Origin of the sequence: Flavobacterium sp. J27, from assembly GCF_004303025.1 — a bacterium.
Classification (GTDB): domain Bacteria; phylum Bacteroidota; class Bacteroidia; order Flavobacteriales; family Flavobacteriaceae; genus Flavobacterium.
This window is the reverse complement of the sequence record NZ_PJQW01000020.1, coordinates 227-17,855: the sequence shown is the minus strand read 5'-3', so window position 1 is coordinate 17,855 and position 17,629 is coordinate 227. Positions and strand designations below refer to the sequence as shown.

At 31.8% G+C, this 17,629-nt stretch carries 16 protein-coding genes; 5 read left to right on the top strand and 11 right to left on the bottom strand.

What is annotated here, in order from left to right; all coding sequences use genetic code 11:
- Positions 1-11: 11 nt before the first annotated feature.
- Positions 12-1,079 carry an oxidoreductase gene (locus CX675_RS18910; RefSeq protein WP_130736820.1) on the bottom strand — a complete coding sequence of 356 codons (1,068 nt, stop codon included), beginning with the start codon at positions 1,077-1,079 and terminating at the stop codon, positions 12-14.
- 303 nt (positions 1,080-1,382) lie between these two features.
- Here CX675_RS18910 and hemN point away from each other — a divergent pair, with 303 nt between their 5' ends.
- Positions 1,383-2,741 (top strand): oxygen-independent coproporphyrinogen III oxidase, encoded by a 1,359-nt coding sequence (gene hemN / locus CX675_RS18905; RefSeq protein ID WP_130736819.1) that lies wholly within the window; start codon positions 1,383-1,385, stop codon positions 2,739-2,741.
- Positions 2,742-2,849: 108 nt separating this feature from the next.
- On the opposite strand, the gene CX675_RS18900 is transcribed toward hemN, so the two are convergent.
- The 9 genes from CX675_RS18900 to CX675_RS18860 all read right to left on the bottom strand — a co-directional run bounded on the left by CX675_RS18900 (position 2,850) and on the right by CX675_RS18860 (position 12,769).
- Complete coding sequence (locus CX675_RS18900; RefSeq protein WP_130736818.1) at positions 2,850-3,029, bottom strand: bacteriocin; 180 nt, start codon at positions 3,027-3,029, stop codon at positions 2,850-2,852.
- Positions 3,030-3,635: 606 nt separating this feature from the next.
- A complete protein-coding gene (locus tag CX675_RS18895) occupies positions 3,636-4,337 on the bottom strand; it encodes a sulfite exporter TauE/SafE family protein (RefSeq protein ID WP_130736817.1) in 702 nt (233 codons plus the stop codon).
- Between the two features lie 224 nt (positions 4,338-4,561).
- Positions 4,562-5,008, bottom strand: a complete 447-nt coding sequence (locus tag CX675_RS18890; RefSeq protein WP_130736816.1) for a FixH family protein — start codon at positions 5,006-5,008, stop codon at positions 4,562-4,564.
- Between the two features lie 171 nt (positions 5,009-5,179).
- Positions 5,180-6,598 carry a cytochrome c oxidase accessory protein CcoG gene (gene ccoG / locus CX675_RS18885; RefSeq protein ID WP_130736815.1) on the bottom strand — a complete coding sequence of 473 codons (1,419 nt, stop codon included), beginning with the start codon at positions 6,596-6,598 and terminating at the stop codon, positions 5,180-5,182.
- A gap of 132 nt (positions 6,599-6,730) precedes the next feature.
- A complete protein-coding gene (locus CX675_RS18880) occupies positions 6,731-7,684 on the bottom strand; it encodes a cbb3-type cytochrome c oxidase N-terminal domain-containing protein (RefSeq protein ID WP_130736814.1) in 954 nt (317 codons plus the stop codon).
- Between the two features lie 33 nt (positions 7,685-7,717).
- Complete coding sequence (locus CX675_RS18875; protein ID WP_130736813.1) at positions 7,718-7,891, bottom strand: CcoQ/FixQ family Cbb3-type cytochrome c oxidase assembly chaperone; 174 nt, start codon at positions 7,889-7,891, stop codon at positions 7,718-7,720.
- A gap of 5 nt (positions 7,892-7,896) precedes the next feature.
- Positions 7,897-10,095, bottom strand: coding sequence for a cytochrome-c oxidase, cbb3-type subunit I (gene ccoN / locus CX675_RS18870; RefSeq protein ID WP_130736812.1), 2,199 nt, complete (start codon positions 10,093-10,095; stop codon positions 7,897-7,899).
- 2 nt (positions 10,096-10,097) lie between these two features.
- On the bottom strand, positions 10,098-10,289 hold the full coding sequence (gene ccoS / locus CX675_RS18865; RefSeq protein ID WP_130736811.1) for a cbb3-type cytochrome oxidase assembly protein CcoS: 192 nt from the start codon (positions 10,287-10,289) through the stop codon (positions 10,098-10,100).
- Positions 10,290-10,378: 89 nt separating this feature from the next.
- Positions 10,379-12,769 carry a heavy metal translocating P-type ATPase metal-binding domain-containing protein gene (locus CX675_RS18860; RefSeq protein ID WP_130736810.1) on the bottom strand — a complete coding sequence of 797 codons (2,391 nt, stop codon included), beginning with the start codon at positions 12,767-12,769 and terminating at the stop codon, positions 10,379-10,381.
- 103 nt (positions 12,770-12,872) lie between these two features.
- On the opposite strand from CX675_RS18860, the gene CX675_RS18855 reads away from it, so the two are divergent.
- The 4 genes from CX675_RS18855 to CX675_RS18840 all read left to right on the top strand — a co-directional run bounded on the left by CX675_RS18855 (position 12,873) and on the right by CX675_RS18840 (position 17,270).
- Positions 12,873-13,550, top strand: a complete 678-nt coding sequence (locus tag CX675_RS18855; protein WP_130736809.1) for a Crp/Fnr family transcriptional regulator — start codon at positions 12,873-12,875, stop codon at positions 13,548-13,550.
- Between the two features lie 56 nt (positions 13,551-13,606).
- Positions 13,607-14,875 (top strand): hypothetical protein, encoded by a 1,269-nt coding sequence (locus tag CX675_RS18850; protein ID WP_130736808.1) that lies wholly within the window; start codon positions 13,607-13,609, stop codon positions 14,873-14,875.
- A gap of 84 nt (positions 14,876-14,959) precedes the next feature.
- Positions 14,960-16,174: an RsmB/NOP family class I SAM-dependent RNA methyltransferase gene (locus CX675_RS18845; protein ID WP_130736807.1), complete on the top strand. Its 1,215-nt coding sequence runs from the start codon at positions 14,960-14,962 to the stop codon at positions 16,172-16,174.
- A gap of 4 nt (positions 16,175-16,178) precedes the next feature.
- Positions 16,179-17,270, top strand: a complete 1,092-nt coding sequence (locus CX675_RS18840; RefSeq protein WP_130736806.1) for an endonuclease — start codon at positions 16,179-16,181, stop codon at positions 17,268-17,270.
- Positions 17,271-17,330: 60 nt separating this feature from the next.
- Here CX675_RS18840 and CX675_RS18835 read toward each other — a convergent pair whose 3' ends face one another.
- Positions 17,331-17,624, bottom strand: a complete 294-nt coding sequence (locus CX675_RS18835) for an antibiotic biosynthesis monooxygenase (protein ID WP_130736805.1) — start codon at positions 17,622-17,624, stop codon at positions 17,331-17,333.
- Between the last annotated feature and the right edge of the window lie 5 nt (positions 17,625-17,629).

Here is a 17,629-nt window from a genome sequence, read left to right as displayed (position 1 = left end):
AATCGTATTTATTACTCCTTAAACTTCAACTCCACTACTCTATCTTTACCAGCTGCATAGGCTATCGAATCATTAAGAAAACGAAGGGTATACAAATCTTTATCTTCCGCTAATTTTTTCCAAGTGGCTCCACTATCATTAGAAAAATGCACGCCAGTTCCTCCTACACAAACTAACGATTTTCCTTCACTATTTGGTACAAATTGCACACAAGACGCATATCCAAAACCAGTATTTTGTCCTACTAATTTCCAAGTTTTACCACCATCTTTTGTAATGGCTTTATTGTCTACATTGGCCTCTTGTTTTTCATAATCTCCACCTGCAATAAAACCAATTTTCTCATTGTAAAAATCGGCTGTAAAAATTCCGGTCATGGTTTTTCCCTGAACAATAGGTGTCTCATATACTTGCCAACTCATTCCTCTATCTTCACTAACAAAACAACGTGCTTTCTTTCCTCCAGAAACAATAAAAATCGTATTGCCACGTAAAATAACATTGGTATTACTCGCTGCAAAAGCGGCTTCGCCTTCCTCTACTTTGGGCAATTTTTCACAAGGTACTTTTTGCCAAGTATTACCACCATCTTTAGTCATAATGATATTTAAACAATTGGAAACAGGGTCACCCATTGCAACACCAAAACTATCATCTAAAAACTGCATACTATCATAAAAAACTTTCTCATTTTCTTCTTGGTAAACTAATTTCACGACGGTTTTATCTTTACTAATTTTATACAATAAAGCTGGATTGGCAACACTCAACACAAAAATAGCATCATTGGTTGTAGCAATACTTCTAAATTCAGGATGCAAAGAATCTTTACTAATTCTTCCTCTAAATTTCTTGTTGGTTTTTAAATCGATAGCACCATATTTACCATTATTCCCTGCAAACCATAATTGATTACTATCTATTGCAATGGCACGAATACTAATGGTATCTTCATGAATAACATGTACTTCAATTTTGTTAAAAGCAGTTGCAGTTGCTTCAACATCCTGTTTAATCTGTTGTTGTTTACAGCATATCATTATCACAAATAGACCCAAAAAAAGTATCGTTTTTTTCATTTTAAAATTTTAAGAACACGAATGTACAACTTATTTTTAATTATCAGAATTGTTCATAGCTTATCAGATCGCGTTGGGTTTCCCTATGTCCTGTTAGTATAATACTACCAATTTAATGTGAAAACATTGGAAACTTCTAGACTCTTCCGAAACTCCAATACGTATGAACAAATAGCAAAAATGAACTAATCAATTAAAAGCACTTTTACCTTTCGACTTTTAACTTTTGACTTTCTCCTTCAACATGATATTTATCATTTTTAGCTTCTCCAAGACTTTTTACATTTGAATAAATTTTGTACCATGAGTTTGATTCAAAAATATAATGTTCCAGGACCAAGATACACCAGTTATCCTACCGTTCCTTATTGGGAAGAAGATTTGTTTTCGGTAGACCAATGGAAAAAATCGCTACAAGAATCTTTTGTAAATTCAAATACAACTGAAGGAATTAGTTTGTACATTCACCTGCCTTTTTGTGAAAGTTTATGTACATTTTGTGGTTGTAATAAACGCATTACAAAAAGACATGATGTAGAACATCCATACATCAAAGCCGTTTTAAAAGAATGGGATTTATATTGTGAATTATTGCCTCAAAGACCACAAATTAAAGAGATTCATCTAGGTGGTGGCACACCTACCTTCTTTTCACCTGAAAATCTAACCTTGCTTATGGAAGGTTTATTTATTAATGCAGATAAAGCCGAAAATTATGAATTTAGTTTTGAAGGACATCCAAATAATACCACTTACGAGCACTTACAAACTTTATATCATTTAGGTTTTAGACGCGTTAGCTTTGGAGTTCAAGATTATGCAGAAAAGGTACAAAACGCTATTCATCGAAAACAATCATTTCATAACGTGGCTAAAGTTACTTTTTGGGCGAGAGAAATTGGTTACACTTCCGTGGGGCACGATTTAATCTTTGGATTACCCTTTCAAACCTTAGATAATGTTTTAGATACAATCGCTAAAACCAATTCATTACAACCCGACCGATTGGCTTTTTATAGTTATGCACATGTTCCATGGATTAAAGGGAATGGACAACGTGGATTTCATGACAACGATTTACCGAAAGACGAGGTAAAAAGAGAGTTATATGAAAAAGGCAAAATGGAACTCTTACAACGCCAATATGTAGAAATAGGTATGGATCATTTTGCTCTTAAGAAAGATAGCATGACCACCTCTTTTCAAAACGGAAACTTACATCGTAATTTTATGGGATACACTGCCTCAAAAACAGAAGTCATGATTGGCTTGGGAGTTTCTTCAATAAGTGATTCATGGAATGCCTTTGCCCAAAATGAAAAAACAATTGAAACCTATTATGAAAAACTAAATCGAGATGAATTACCCATTTTTAGAGGACATATTTTAAATGAAGAAGATTTAATTATTCGTAGACACATTTTAAACCTCATGTGTCAATTTCAAACTTCTTGGCAAGAGGATACCCTCTATATTCCTGAATTAGATAGCATTGTACCTTCTCTATATGAAATGGAAAATGATGGCTTATTGATAATCAAAAATAAGACAATCATAGTAACGGAAAAAGGGAAACCATTTGTCCGAAATATTTGCATGGCATTTGATTTACGATTAAAACGAAAAGCACCGCAAATACAATTATTTTCTATGACTATTTAACCAATTTATCATAAAATAATAACATTTATATATCCATTTTTAATTTGTATACTATTATATAAAAAAAGCAACCTTAAAGGTTGCTTTTTAGTAGTCTTCTCATTTTAATTATTCTGGCGGGCAATAAGATTGTCCTCCAGGAATAGTACAGCACCAAACACCTGAAACAGCCATTTGCCCCCAAAAGCCACCCATAGATTCGCAACTTTCTTTGGTTTTCCAACCCCCATTAATGTTTTTAAGCTCATTTTTACTTAGGCTTTTGCCTATCATTTTTACGTTTTTCATAATTAAAATGTTTGTTTGTTGAATAAATTCTAATATACATTTTATTTTTAAAACTATGTCCTCTTCAGAACGATTTTAAGAAATTATTAACGATTAACCTGCTAATTTTTAAAAGCACAACAAATGTACTTCGGTTGTAATATGGTCCCGCTTTCCACTGTATCTTTTATGATTTCATACCTCAACCATAAAAGGATGCCGTTGTAATCGGGGCTAAAAAACACCTATACTAGTTAGAAAGTCAAAAGTTTAAAGAAAAGAGATTCCAAAAAGGGTGTTTTAGGTTATTTACTTAAATTTTTACGTCTACCAACCTAAAATTTTACCCTAAGAACCTAAAATTTTATGTCCAGCACTTAAAATTTTACGTCTACCAACCTAAAGTTTTAGGTCTACCAACCTAAAAATTTACCCTAAGGACCTAAAGTTTTAGGTTTTTAGGATAAATAAGTATTCATATTGATATCTTGTGAAAAGTATTTTATGAAAAATAAAAAATATGCTTCGTTATGAGACCTTTACAGAGTGACGAGATTGGGGTAAAAAACAGTTCAATAAGCAATCTTAAACAATTTAATACGCTTACCCTTTTAAACAATTCCTCTACTAATGACAATTGGCTTCAGCATGTACAAAAAGATTCATAGTGCTAGGAGAAACATAAGGAATATTTAAACCCAGTCCTCGTACTATAAATAAAATCCCGATACAAACCGCTAGTATTGGAATGGCTTTTTGAATGGTGTTTCTTATAGGATTTGTAAGTAAATTAGAGAGCAACACCACTACACTCATTAGAGGAACGGTTCCTAAACCGTAAAGTAGCATATATAAAATACTATATTCTATATTAGGCATGGCCAATGCACCAAAAAGTGCTACATATACCATTCCACAAGGTAAATAACCGTTTAATAAACCTATGGTAAGCAGCGAAGTATAGGATTTCTTTTTAAACTGCTTTCCTAAATTGCTCTTTACTTTTGAAATAATTTTATAAACGGGTTTTGAAAAATTATATCGGGCTAAAGTTTTTTCTGGCAATAAAGCTATAGCAATCATAAATAAGCCAACTATGATAGATAATTGTTGCTGTAGCCCAGCCAAGAAAAAACCTTTACCCAATATCCCAAAAACCAATCCTAAAGAACTATAGGCAATTAATCTACCCAAATGATATACTAGAATTTGCGTTATTTTCTTTGCTTCATTACTTCTATCTATAGGTAACATCATAGCAATAGGGCCGCACATTCCAATGCAGTGAAAACTACTGATTAAACCAAATATGATAGCGGTGTAAAGCATTTTTTTGTGTTATCTGTTGTGAGTTAATTATTTGTATTTAAAAGTAGAAACGTAATTTTTAGCCCCGATTATAACGGCATCCTTTTCTTTTTGCTTTTCGACTGCGCTCAAAGTGACAAAAAGAAAAGATACAGTGAAAAGCGGGACGATTATTCAACCGAAGTACATTTGCTGTGCTCCTTAAAATACTAACCACTAATTACCAACTACTAATCACTAAAAGATTAATAATAAACCGACTGTTTGTTTCGATATTGTATACCCTTATATTCCCATTCTACTGTTATGTCCCAAAGACCGCCTACCAAGTTACTTTTAGGTATGAGCAAATTTGAAGAAGACAATGAAATTTCTATTTCAGTATCTAATTTCTGGTTAGACGGTCTATATAAGGACACATTTCCTTTTATCGCTGCGTAATTAAAATCTTTTGGAAAAGCTACCTGAATGCCTTCAGAAACTTTTTCTATTGCAACTTTATCAACTAAGGCATTCGCATTGGAAGCTCTGTCGATATTGCCTTGTACCTTTAATTCTTGTTGGTAATAATTTTCTGTTACCAATTCGTTATCGTATTTGGCATTAGATTGCACTTTGAACACAAAAAACAAGATGAATGTCATGAACAATCCAAAAGCTATTACAATTCCTGTTCCCCAATTTAGTTTCATATTTTTTAGTTTTAAGAGCAACGAAATAATCGTCTTCTCTATTATTATTTTATATCTGTCGTCAGTTCGAGCGGTTTTTACGTAATGAAATGGAGTAAAAAATGTATCGAGAACCCCAGTGTAAAAAACAAAACTTCTCGATACGCTTCGCACTCGAAGTGACGTACAATCCTAATTAAACGACCTTGGCCCTAAGAAAGTAGTCGTAGTAGTTTCAATTAATTTTCCATCGTTATACACCCCAATTTTTACTTTCATTTTATCTTTTTTAACTTTGCTAGTAGGGATTTCTATAAACAGAGTGCCTTGATACAAATCTTCCTTCTTAACAACAATGTGTTTGTTTCCTACTAATCGAATAATACCTTCTGGCTTTTCTAGTTTAAAAGAAATGTTTTCAAAATCTTTTACAGTTTTATTTACAATTTTAAAAGTAAAAACATTACTGATAACATTTCCTTTTTGTTCGTATAACTGTCCTGGTAATCGAAATACATTGGCTTCCACATCATTTCGTAAGAACAATAAACCTATTAAAATACCTATTAGAATGGTTAAAACGGCAATGTAACCTTTCATTCTAGTGGTAAGTTTGAACTTTTCTTTCTTTACAATTTCATCTTCACTTGCATACCGAATTAATCCTTTTGGTAAGCCTACTTTATCCATAATGGTATCGCATTCATCGATACAAGCTGTACAATTGATACATTCTAGTTGGGTTCCATTACGAATATCTATTCCTGTAGGACACACTACAATACATTGTTTACAATCGATACAATCTCCTTTTCCAGAGGCAGCACGATCTTCTCTTTTATCCCATTTGGCTCTTCCTTTCTCCCCTTCTCCTCTAACATGATCATAGGCAACATTTATGGATTTATTATCTAATAATACACCTTGCATTCTTCCATAAGGGCAAGCGATAATACATACTTGTTCTCTAAACCACGCAAATACAAAATAAAATACGCCAGTAAAAATTAATAATGCAATTAGGGTACTAATATTTTCTCTAGGACCTTCTTCTATATATTCTAGTAATTTATCACTCCCAATAAGATAGGCTAGAAAAACATTAGCAATAAGAAAAGATATGATAAAAAACACGGTCCATTTTGTGAGTCTTTTTCTAATTTTTTCAGCATTCCATTCTTGCTTGGCCAATCGCATTTGTGCGCCTCTATCTCCATCAATCCAATATTCAATTCTTCGAAAAACCATTTCCATAAAAATAGTTTGCGGACAAAACCAACCACAAAATATGCGCCCAAAAGCTACCGTAAATAAGGTTAATCCTACGACTCCAATAATCATAGATAAAACAAAAATATAGAAATCTTGTGGCCAAAATGGAAATCCAAAAATAGAGAACTTACGTTCTAAAACATTAAATAACAAGAGTTGGTTTCCATTGATTTTTATAAATGGAGCAGACAATAAAAAGGCTAATAAAAAATAACTCAGTAATTTTCTTTTATCATAATATTTTCCAGAAGGTTTTTTAGGAAAAATAAAATTTCGTTTCCCTTCTTCGTTTATGGTAGCAATGCTATCTCTAAAACTTTCGTCTGGTATATTTAACATAACGCTAATTTAAATTGGGTTAAAAAAGAGTGCTTGAAAATATTTAATGTCATTCTGAACTTGTTTCAGAATCTAATCTATTTTGAGTGTTTTAAATAAGCTCAGAATAACAATTTTTAAACAAACTCTAATTTATTGCTGAATTTTAGTAGAATCTGTAACTTTTGTTACCTCATCTACTATTTCTTCTTTATTATTTGTCACTGCTTCTTCTACCCAAAGTTCCCCTTCTGGTGCTTTTGCATTAGCAGGATTTGAACCTTGTAAAGAGAGAATATAACTGGCTAATTTTTGAATATCGGTAGGCTTAATAACTTCTTTCCAAGGAGCCATTACACTGTTTTTAGGACTTCCTTCAGAAATTACTTTAAAAATGTTTTTAATTCCTCCTCCATTAATCCAATAAGCATCTGTTAAGTTCGGACCAATATTTCCTTCTAAATTTTCTTTATGACAAGAAGCACAGTTATTCTCTGTAAATATTTTCTTCCCTTCTGCAATACTAGTGGCATCAGTCATTAAGATTACATTTTCAAGATTGACTGGATCGGGAGCATTTTTCAAATACTCTTCGTGTTCTTTTTGCGCTTCAAGCATCGCCATTTCATATTCTTCTTTTTGGGTATAATCCCCTACAATATGGAAACGTACTAAATAAACTACAGCAAAAACAATACAAGTATAAAAGAGATACACCCACCAAGGAGGCAATACATTATCTAGCTCTTTAATACCATCATAATTATGATCTAACATTACATCTGCCTCTTGCTCAACGGCTTTAGAACGTGTTAGTTTTTTCATAATATTTTTATAAAAGGCACTCTCTGTGAAAGGTAATGCTTGTGCCTCTTCTAGTTGTTTTTTCTGTTCTTCGCTTAATAATTGGTAAGTAACTTTATCCACCGCACTAATTACTATTTCTATTGCTATTAAAAGAAATAGAAAAACAAATAAGAAAACAGCTACCATTGGATACTCCATAAAAGCCGGTTTTTCACCAGAATCTATAAAGTATTCCATTCCTGCAAACACCGTTGCAAAGATTACTGGAACTCTAACGTATGAAGGGATGATGTTTTTCATAGGTATTATTTATTTTATATCGTATCTATACTATTATAATTCGTCTTTTATAGGTAATTCACTTAACTCTTTAATCTTTTCATTTTTATAGGTAAAAACCCATATAAAAAGGACTAGAAAGAATGTAAAGAAAATACTTAAGGAAACTATTGGATAAATCTCCACTCCAGCAATAGTTTCTAAATTGTGTTTGATAAATTTTAACATACTGCTTATTTTTTAGTGTTATCTTCTTTCGTAATATCGGTTCCTAAGCGTTGCAAATAAGCAATCAAAGCAGTAATTTCTCTGTCTTTAACTGGTACAAAGGCAGCTCCACTTGTTGCTTTTTGTTCGTCAAAAGATTTCTTAATATCTTCATTTTTCATCAGATTTGCTTCAATTTTGGCTGCTTGTGCTTCCATAGTTTTATAAGCATTTTTCACTTCCTCATCTGTATAAGGAACACCTAATTGCTGCATCACTTTCATTTTTTCTTGAGTCTTTGAAGTATCCAAAGTATTTCTGATGACCCATTTATAGCCTGGCATAATTGAACCAGAAGAAGTACTTTGAGGATCCCATAAGTGATTGAAATGCCAATCGTCAGAACGTCCACCATTATTTGGTTTTCCAGAAACTCCTTCTCGTGCTAAATCTGGACCTGTACGTTTAGATCCCCATAAAAAAGGATGATCATACACAAATTCTCCTGCTTTTGAATATTCTCCATAGCGCACAACTTCTGAACGGAAAGGTCGTACCATTTGAGAGTGACAATTATTACAGCCTTCTCTAATGTAAATATCTCTACCTTCTAATTCTAAAGGAGTATAGGGTTTTACACTTGCAATGGTTGGTATATTCGATTTCACCATGATAGTTGGTACAATTTGTAAAATACCTCCAATTAAAATCGCAATGGTTGCTAAAATGGTTAATTGAATTGGTTTTCTCTCTAACCATGGATGGAATTTCTCACCTTTTAATCTTCCAGAAGCAATTTTAGTTAAAGTAGGAGCTTCAGCTAATTCATCTTCCACTGGTTTTCCAGCCATTACTGTGCGAGCCACATTATATACTAATACTAATAATCCAATTACAAACAACGTTCCTCCAATAGCTCTCATTAAATACATAGGCATAATTTCGGTAACTGTTTCTAAGAAATTTCCGTATTGTAAAGTACCATCTGGTTTAAATTGTTTCCACATAGAAGCTTGTGTAAAACCAGCAACATACATTGGTAACGCATATAAAATAATACCCAAAGTTCCTATCCAGAAATGGAAATTAGCTAATGCTGTAGAATATAATTTGGTTTTAGTCATTCTAGGAATTAACCAATATATCATACCAAATGTCATAAAACCGTTCCAAGCTAATGCACCTACGTGAACGTGAGCTACAATCCAATCGGTAAAGTGTGCTATTGCATTTACATTTTTAAGAGACAACATTGGACCTTCAAAAGTAGCCATACCATACCCTGTAATCCCCACTACAAAGAATTTTAAAACGGGTTCAGTTCTTACTTTATCCCAAACACCTCTCAAGGTTAACAATCCATTGATCATTCCTCCCCAAGAAGGAGCAATAAGCATAATAGAAAATACCACACCTAAATTTTGTGCCCAGTCTGGTAAAGCAGTGTATAATAAATGGTGTGGACCCGCCCAGATATAAATAAAAATTAAGGACCAAAAGTGAATAATTGATAATCGATACGAATAAACAGGTCTATTGGCTGCTTTTGGTACAAAATAATACATCAATCCAAGGAAAGGTGTGGTTAAAAAGAAAGCTACTGCATTATGACCATACCACCATTGTACTAAAGCATCTTGTACACCAGCATAAACTGAATAGCTTTTTAAAGCAGAAACTGGTAATTCTAAACTGTTAAAAATATGTAATACAGCAACCGTTACAAAAGTGGCTATATAAAACCAAATCGCTACATATAAATGACGCTCTCTTCTTCTTAAAATCGTCATAATCATATTAATTCCAAATACAACCCAAATGAGAGCTATAGCAATATCTATAGGCCATTCTAATTCTGCATATTCTTTTGATGTTGTGTATCCTAATGGCAATGTAATAGCAGCAGCAACAATAATTAACTGCCAACCCCAGAAATTAATATTACTTAATACATCGCTATACATTCTAGTTTTTAGTAAGCGTTGTAACGAATAATAAACTCCTGCAAAAATAGCGTTACCTACAAAGGCAAAGATAACTGCATTCGTGTGTAATGGTCTTAATCTTCCAAAACTTAACCATGAGATTCCATCGGTCATATTTGGAAAAAGAAACATAAAGGCAACTGTGAGACCAACGAGCATACCTACAACTCCAAACAAGATACTTGCATAAAGGAATTTCTTTACAATTTTGTTATCGTAATAAAATTGTTGCATTTCCATAATTAGATTGATTTTTGTTTTTCTACTTTTATTATTTTACTTGGGCTTTTTTTAACTTCATCGTCAAATAGTATTCTGACTGATGGCGTATAATCGTCATCAAATTGTCCACTTTTTACTGCTCTGATAAAAGCAATTAAGAAGACAATAGCAACTACTATACTTACTGTGATTAAAATATAAATGACACTCATACCTTAAATTTATGTTAACAAAGTTAGGGGGACAGTTTTTCAAAAAATATGATATTTATCATGCTTCCAATTATTTTTGAAAGAACCAATTAAAGAGTCATTTTTCTATTTTTTCTTGCGTAATAATTACTCATTACGGTTACAAAAATGACAATGGTTATTGAACTTAATGGCATAATGATAGCTGCAACCAAAGGAGATAAATTACCAGATACAGCAAAGGACAAACCAATTAAATTGTATAGCAAAGACAAACCAAAACTCATATAGATAGTTCGCATGGCATTCTTAGCAAATAAAAGGTAATAATGTATATTTGAAAACTCACTCGCATCCATAATTCCATCACAAGCAGGAGAAAACACATTTACATTTTCAGAAATGGAAATACCCACATTACTTTGTGCCAATGCGCCTGCATCGTTTAAACCATCACCTATCATCATTACATATTTACCTTCTTTTTGAAGATTTTCTATGTATTCCAATTTTTGTTCAGGTTTTTGATTAAAAATGAATTGGGTATCCTTTGGCAACATTTTTTCCAAAATCTTTCTTTCTCCATCATTGTCTCCTGATAAAATGGTTAACGAATAGCTTTTAGATAAGGATTCAAATAATTCCTCTAAACCATTTCTATATTGATTATTAAATACAAAACTGCCTTTATATATACCACTAATCGCAATATGCACTTTTGTTTTCTTATGGGTGTTCTCACTGATATGTTCTACATAATCGGAAGAACCTAGCTTTACAATTTGGTCGTTAAACGTAGCTTCAATACCTTTACCAATGGTTTCTTCAAAATGGGATGGCAAAACTTTTTCTGTTTGAGGCAAATAATCATATAATCTTCTACTTAAAGGATGATTGGAACCGCGTAACGTATTTTTTAAAAGTATCATTTCTTCTTCTTTCAAAGTGTCTCCTTCATACGTAATTGAAGTCTTTTTATTTGTCGTTATGGTACCTGTTTTATCAAAGACTAAGGTATCAACCTTCGCTAATTGCTCAATAACAAGTGCATTTTTTAAATACATTTTTTGTTTACCCATAATCCGTAAAACATTTCCTAGTGTAAATGGAGCTGTTAATGCTAAAGCACAAGGACAAGCTACTATTAATATTGCTGTAAGTACATTAAAAGCAGTTGTTACGTCAATAAATAGCCAAAAAATAAAAACTGAAAAAGCTATTAGTAAAAGTATAGGGGTAAAATAACGACTTACTCGATCTGTAATGGTCTTATGCTTTTGTTCTATTTTTTTTTGAAAGACATCATTACTCCATAACTGCGTTAAATAACTTTGAGAAACAGTATATAAAACTTCAATTTCTATATTTTTACCATTTAATTTTCCTCCTGCAAAAACTTTATCGCCCGATTTTTTTTCAATGGGTACTGCTTCACCTGTCACAAAACTGTAATCGATAGCCGCTTTTTCAGAAATTAAAACTCCATCTACAGGTAACAATTCTTGATTGCGTATTAACAATCGATCTCCTTTCACAATATCATATATTTGTACAGGAACTTCTGAACCATCTACATTCAGTTTTGTAACAGCAATAGGAAAATACGATTTATAATCTCTTTCAAAGGAGAGAAAATTATAGGTTTTCTGCTGGAATAATTTACCTAACAACATAAAGAATACTAAACCTGTTAAGCTATCGAAAAAACCTTGTCCGAAATTAAAAACAATGTCAATGGTACTGCGCACAAACATCACTATAATTCCTAAAGCAATAGGAATATCAATGTTTAGTAACTTTGCTTTTAAACTCTTATACGCTGAAACATAATAATCACTAGCAGAATATAAAAAAGAAGGTAGAGAAAGGGCAAAAATTAACCAACGGAAAAAACCTCGGTATTGATTAATCCAATATTCTTCTACTTCAAAATATTCGGGAAATGATAATAACATAATATTGCCAAAACAAAAGAAAGCAACCCCTAATTTGTAAATTAAACTCCTATCTACCTTTTTTTTACCAGCATCAAAGTTTTCTAAACTGATGTAAGGTTCATAACCAATAGCACTTAATAGATAAGCTATTTCTTTTAAAGACGTTTGAAATACATTAAATGTAATGCGCACTTTTTTTTCAGGAAAATTAACTTGAGAACTACTTATTCCTTCCTGCAATTTTTGTAAATTTTCCAGAATCCAAATACACGAACTACAATGTATATGAGGTATATACAATGAAACAATACCTGTTGTGTCTTCTTGAAAATCGAGTAGTTTACTAACAATTTTTTCATCATCTAAAAAATCATATTTTCCTTTAATATCTTGTGGTGTTGCTCCTGGAGCATTTTCAAAATCATAATAACAAGTCAAATCATTTTGACTGAAAATTTCGTATACGGTTCTACAACCATTACAACAAAAACTTTTTTCATCAAAATGAATGGCTTCATTATCAGTTATTTCATTACCACAATGGAAACAACTTTTTGTGTCCATAATTTGCTCATTTTTACCTGTAACAAAGGTTGCAAATGGTTACAATTTAAAATATGATATTTGTCATACTTTAAGTATATTTGAAAAAAAATACAATTCCCCCATGAGTAAATGTGAACAATGTATAGTAAGACAATTTAGTTCTATTAAAGCACTAACAAAAGACCAGTTAGTACAAATGGCTAATTGTAAAACTTCATACATTATAAAAAAAGGAGAACCCATTTTTGAAGAAGGAGAAACATTAAATGGAGTGTATTGTATAAAAGATGGTGTTTGTAAATTGTCCAAATTAAGTTCCAATGGAAAAGATCAAATTGTGAAATTAGTCAAAGCCGGAGAACTTTTAGGACAACGTTCTATGATTAGTGAAGAATCGGCAAATCTCTCTGCAGTTGCTTTAGAAGACATGGAAGTATGTTTCGTTCCAAAAACTGAGATATTACAATTTTTCAATCAAAATAATGATTTTTCCATGAATGTAATGAAAACCATTTGTGGCGATTTAAAAGAATCTGATGATCATATGGTTGATATGGCTCAAAAAACTGTAAAGCAACGCTTGGCTGAAACGTTACTCTATTTAGAAGACACCTTTGGTAAAAATGAAGATGGTAGTATTCGTATTCAACTTTCGAGAGAAGAATTAGCGGGTATGATAGGAACAGCAACTGAAAGTTGCATCCGTCTATTATCTGAGTTTAACAAAACAAAAAGTATTGAATTACAAGGCAAAAAGATTTTCTTAAAAGACAAAAAAGCACTTCAAAAAATCAGTTAAATAATTTTTGGCACAATAATTGGTCTCAATTTCATGTAATATAAAACATGAATGATATGAAAACGAACTTACTTACAGGAATATTTAGCTTTTTCTTTGCCTTTGCTTCCTTTGCACAAGATAAAACAACAGTTACTGCTAACAGTAGCGATATCAGTGATAATTTAGATTTACGAGCTGTGGCTACCATTTTTGGTGATGCATCCGATTTAGAAGATTTTGAAAAAAGATTAAATGATCCAAAATCTCAAATTTCTAATTTAGATTTAAATAATGACAATTATGTAGATTATTTACGTGTTATCGAATCAATTGAAGGATCTGCTCACATAATCGTTATTCAAGCAGTTTTAGACAAAGACATTTATCAAGATGTAGCTTCAATTGAAGTGGAACGAGATAATAATAATAATGTACAAGTACAAGTTGTAGGAGATGTTTATATGTACGGTGCAAATTACATTTACGAACCAGTTTATGTACACAGACCTGTAATTTATACTACTTTTTGGGTAAGTAGCTATCGTCCATATTGTTCAAGCTGGTATTGGAATTATTACCCAACCTACTATACTTACTGGAGACCTTTCCCAATTTTCAGATATAGAAATCATATAGCAGTACATATTAATTTTGGTCACAGTTATCATTATGTAACTACGAGAAGATGTGCATATGCTTATAATGCCTATTATGGTAGAAGAGCAAACGGTTATGAAAGAAGATATCCAAACAGATCATTCAGCCATAGAAATTCTGGATATAGTAATCGATATGAAATGGACCAAAACAGATCTATACGTACAAGAGTTCCTGGTTCTAGAGAATTAGCTTATAATAATAGAACTTCTTCGACAACAAGAAATGCTAATAGAAGCAATTCACAAGGTAATACTAGAAGTTATAATTCAACAAGAAATACTAACTCTGGTAACACAACCAGAGGGAACTCTTCAACAAGAAATAATTCAAGTACAAACAATACACGAAACTATTCTTCTACTAGAAATAACAACGCAACTAGTAATTCAACAAGAAATACAAAATCTATAACCAATACTCCTAGAAATAATAATTCCTCTACAAGATCAAATTCTGGTACTACTAGAGGTTATGAACCAAGTAGAAATTCTAGTTCGAAATCTAATGCAACAAGAAGCACTTCTTCTAGAAATAGTAGTTCTATGAATTCTTCAAGAAGTTCTAATAGTAACAGAGGAAACTCTACAACAAGAAGTGGTGGTTCATCAAGACAAGGTGGAAATTCAAGTGGTAATGGTCGTTCTTCTGGAAGAGGAAATAGTAACCGTGGTGGTCGAGCATAAGGTTTTTACATATAGAAAGAAAGCTGTCTTAAATGACAGCTTTTTTTGTTTAAATTACTATCTTTGCAGGCTGATTAAATAAAAATGAGATTACACAGAAATTTAGTTTTTACGGTTATTGATTCTTTATTAGCCATTTTCAACGAAGGTGAATATGCTGATAAAGTGGTAGCACGTGCTTTAAAAAAAGATAAACGTTGGGGAAGCAACGATAGAAAGTTTGTAGCAGAAACCATTTATGAAATTGTAAGATGGAAACGCCTATATGCTGAAATTGCAGAAGTTAAAGAACCATATGACAGAGATAATATTTGGAGAATTTTTGCAGTTTGGGCTGTTTTAAGAGGAATTACACTTCCAGATTGGAAATATTTTGAAAATACTCCTTCAAGAAAAATCAAAGGACGTTTTGATGAATTATCAAAAATTAGAAAATTTAAAGAATCGATTCCTGATTGGATGGATGAATTAGGAGTAAAAGAATTAGGAGAAACGAAATGGTCTAAAGAATTGGATGCTCAAAACAAACAAGCTGAAGTTATTCTTAGAGTCAATACGTTGAAAACCACCAAAGAAAAGTTAAAAGCTATCTTGATGGATTTAAACATTGAAACTTATACTTCAAAAGAATATCCAGATGCTTTAATTTTAAAAGAAAGAGCTAATGTATTTATGACCGATATTTTTAAAGAGGGTTATTTTGAAGTACAAGATGCCTCTTCTCAATTAGTAGCTTACTTTTTAGATGTAGCACCTGGAATGCGTGTTGTAGATACTTGTGCGGGTGCAGGTGGAAAAACATTACATTTAGCTTCTTTAATGGAAAATAAAGGACAACTAATTGCGATGGATATTTACGAAAGTAAATTAAAACAATTAAAATTACGTGCCAAAAGAAATGGTGTTCACAATGTAGAATTTCGCGTAATTGATTCCACAAAAGTGATTAAAAAACTGCATGAAAAAGCAGATCGTGTTTTAATTGATGCTCCATGTAGTGGTTTAGGTGTTTTAAAACGTAATCCAGATAGCAAATGGAAATTACAACCCGAATTTATTGATAATATTAAACAAGTTCAAGCTGAAGTTTTACAAAATTATTCTAAAATTGTAAAACCGGGCGGAAAAATGGTATATGCTACTTGCTCTGTTTTACCATCAGAAAATGAAAAACAAGTACAACACTTTTTAACTACTGAAGCTGGTAAAGACTTTTCTTTTGTAAAAGACAAAAAGGTTTTAGCTCATGAAAGTGGTTTTGATGGATTTTATATGGCTTTACTAGAACGCAAAAAATAAAAAAATGAAAAAAAACTTTACGCTATTACTATTCATTGTATTAACCAGCAGTTTTGCCCAAATTCCAGCAGGATATTATGATACTGCAACTGGAACTGGATATATTTTAAAAACACAGTTATACAATATTATTAAAGATCATACTGATCAAGGGTATTCTGGTTTATATGTGACATATACAACTTCTGATATAGATTTATATTATGAAAACGATGGCTCAATGTTAGATATGTATACAGAAAATCCTACAGGATCTGAGTGTTACTTTACCTATGGAATTAATCAAGATGATGGTTCTGGAGGAACTGCAGAATGTCAGAAATATAATAGAGAGCATATTATACCTCAATCAGTTTTTAGCTCTGCAACTCCTATGTATTCTGATGCTCATTTTGTAGTTCCTTCGGATAAATATGTTAATGCACAAAGAGGAAATTTACCTTTCGGAAGAGTAAATTCTGCAACTAATACATATTCTAATGGTTCTAAAAGAGGAAATAATTTAAATTCTGGATATTCAGCAGGATATTCAAGTACTGTTTTTGAACCAATTGATGAATTTAAAGGTGACATCGCAAGAATGTATTTCTATTTTATAACAAGATATGAAAATCAAGTTGCTAATTGGTCGTATGATATGTTCAATGGAACTTCTGATCAAGTATTAAATAATACTTTTTTAAACATTTTATTAACATGGCACAATCAAGATCCTGTAAGTCAAAGAGAAACAGATAGAAATAATGCAATCTATGCGAGACAAAATAATAGAAATCCATTTATTGATCATCCAGAATATGTATGTCAAATCTATCCTTCGGAATGTGCTACTCTATCAAATGAAGAATTTACGCTTAACGATCAAATATTGATTTATCCAAACCCGACAAACAATAATACAATTACAATTACCTCTACGATAAATTTAAAAGATGTAATTATTTACAATATAAAGGGACAAATTATTCAACAAATAAAAAACCCACAAACTATTGCTACTGAAACTTATCAAATTACAAATTTAAATAGCGGATTCTATATTGTAAAATTAATATCTGATACTGCTTCAATTACTAAAAAGATCATTGTAAATTAAAAGTATTTTAACTCAGTATAAAAAAGAGGTTTAATTTTAAAAAATTAAACCTCTTTTACATTAAATCCCAAAGTCATATTCTCTTTCAATTTTAGCAATTCTTACTTTATAGTTTTTATACCACTCACTTCTACCCTTCTTTTGAGCAGCTAAATGGTCTAGATTAGCTTTCCAATTTTTAATTGCTTCTAAGCTTTCCCAATACGATACCGTTATGCCAATTTCATTTCTAGCACTTTCAACACTAATAAATCCTGGTTGCAAACGTGCTAAAGCTTCCATTTTTTCAGCCATGTCACTATATCCGTTATCATTATCTGTTCTTGTTGAGGTAAAGATTACTGCGTAATACATGTTTA

Coding starts and splice junctions, on each gene's coding strand:
- hemN (WP_130736819.1), top strand. CDS start 1,383: ATGAGTTTGATTCAAAAATATAATGTTCCAGGACCAAGATACACCAGT.
- CX675_RS18910 (WP_130736820.1), bottom strand. CDS start 1,079: ATGAAAAAAACGATACTTTTTTTGGGTCTATTTGTGATAATGATATGC.
- CX675_RS18840 (WP_130736806.1), top strand. CDS start 16,179: ATGAAAAAAAACTTTACGCTATTACTATTCATTGTATTAACCAGCAGT.
- CX675_RS18845 (WP_130736807.1), top strand. CDS start 14,960: ATGAGATTACACAGAAATTTAGTTTTTACGGTTATTGATTCTTTATTA.
- CX675_RS18900 (WP_130736818.1), bottom strand. CDS start 3,029: ATGAAAAACGTAAAAATGATAGGCAAAAGCCTAAGTAAAAATGAGCTT.
- CX675_RS18875 (WP_130736813.1), bottom strand. CDS start 7,891: ATGTTAAAATTTATCAAACACAATTTAGAAACTATTGCTGGAGTGGAG.
- ccoS (WP_130736811.1), bottom strand. CDS start 10,289: ATGAGTGTCATTTATATTTTAATCACAGTAAGTATAGTAGTTGCTATT.
- ccoG (WP_130736815.1), bottom strand. CDS start 6,598: ATGTTAAATATACCAGACGAAAGTTTTAGAGATAGCATTGCTACCATA.
- ccoN (WP_130736812.1), bottom strand. CDS start 10,095: ATGGAAATGCAACAATTTTATTACGATAACAAAATTGTAAAGAAATTC.
- CX675_RS18890 (WP_130736816.1), bottom strand. CDS start 5,008: ATGAAACTAAATTGGGGAACAGGAATTGTAATAGCTTTTGGATTGTTC.
- CX675_RS18895 (WP_130736817.1), bottom strand. CDS start 4,337: ATGCTTTACACCGCTATCATATTTGGTTTAATCAGTAGTTTTCACTGC.
- CX675_RS18850 (WP_130736808.1), top strand. CDS start 13,607: ATGAAAACGAACTTACTTACAGGAATATTTAGCTTTTTCTTTGCCTTT.
- CX675_RS18880 (WP_130736814.1), bottom strand. CDS start 7,684: ATGAAAAACATCATCCCTTCATACGTTAGAGTTCCAGTAATCTTTGCA.
- CX675_RS18855 (WP_130736809.1), top strand. CDS start 12,873: ATGAGTAAATGTGAACAATGTATAGTAAGACAATTTAGTTCTATTAAA.
- CX675_RS18835 (WP_130736805.1), bottom strand. CDS start 17,624: ATGTATTACGCAGTAATCTTTACCTCAACAAGAACAGATAATGATAAC.
- CX675_RS18860 (WP_130736810.1), bottom strand. CDS start 12,769: ATGGACACAAAAAGTTGTTTCCATTGTGGTAATGAAATAACTGATAAT.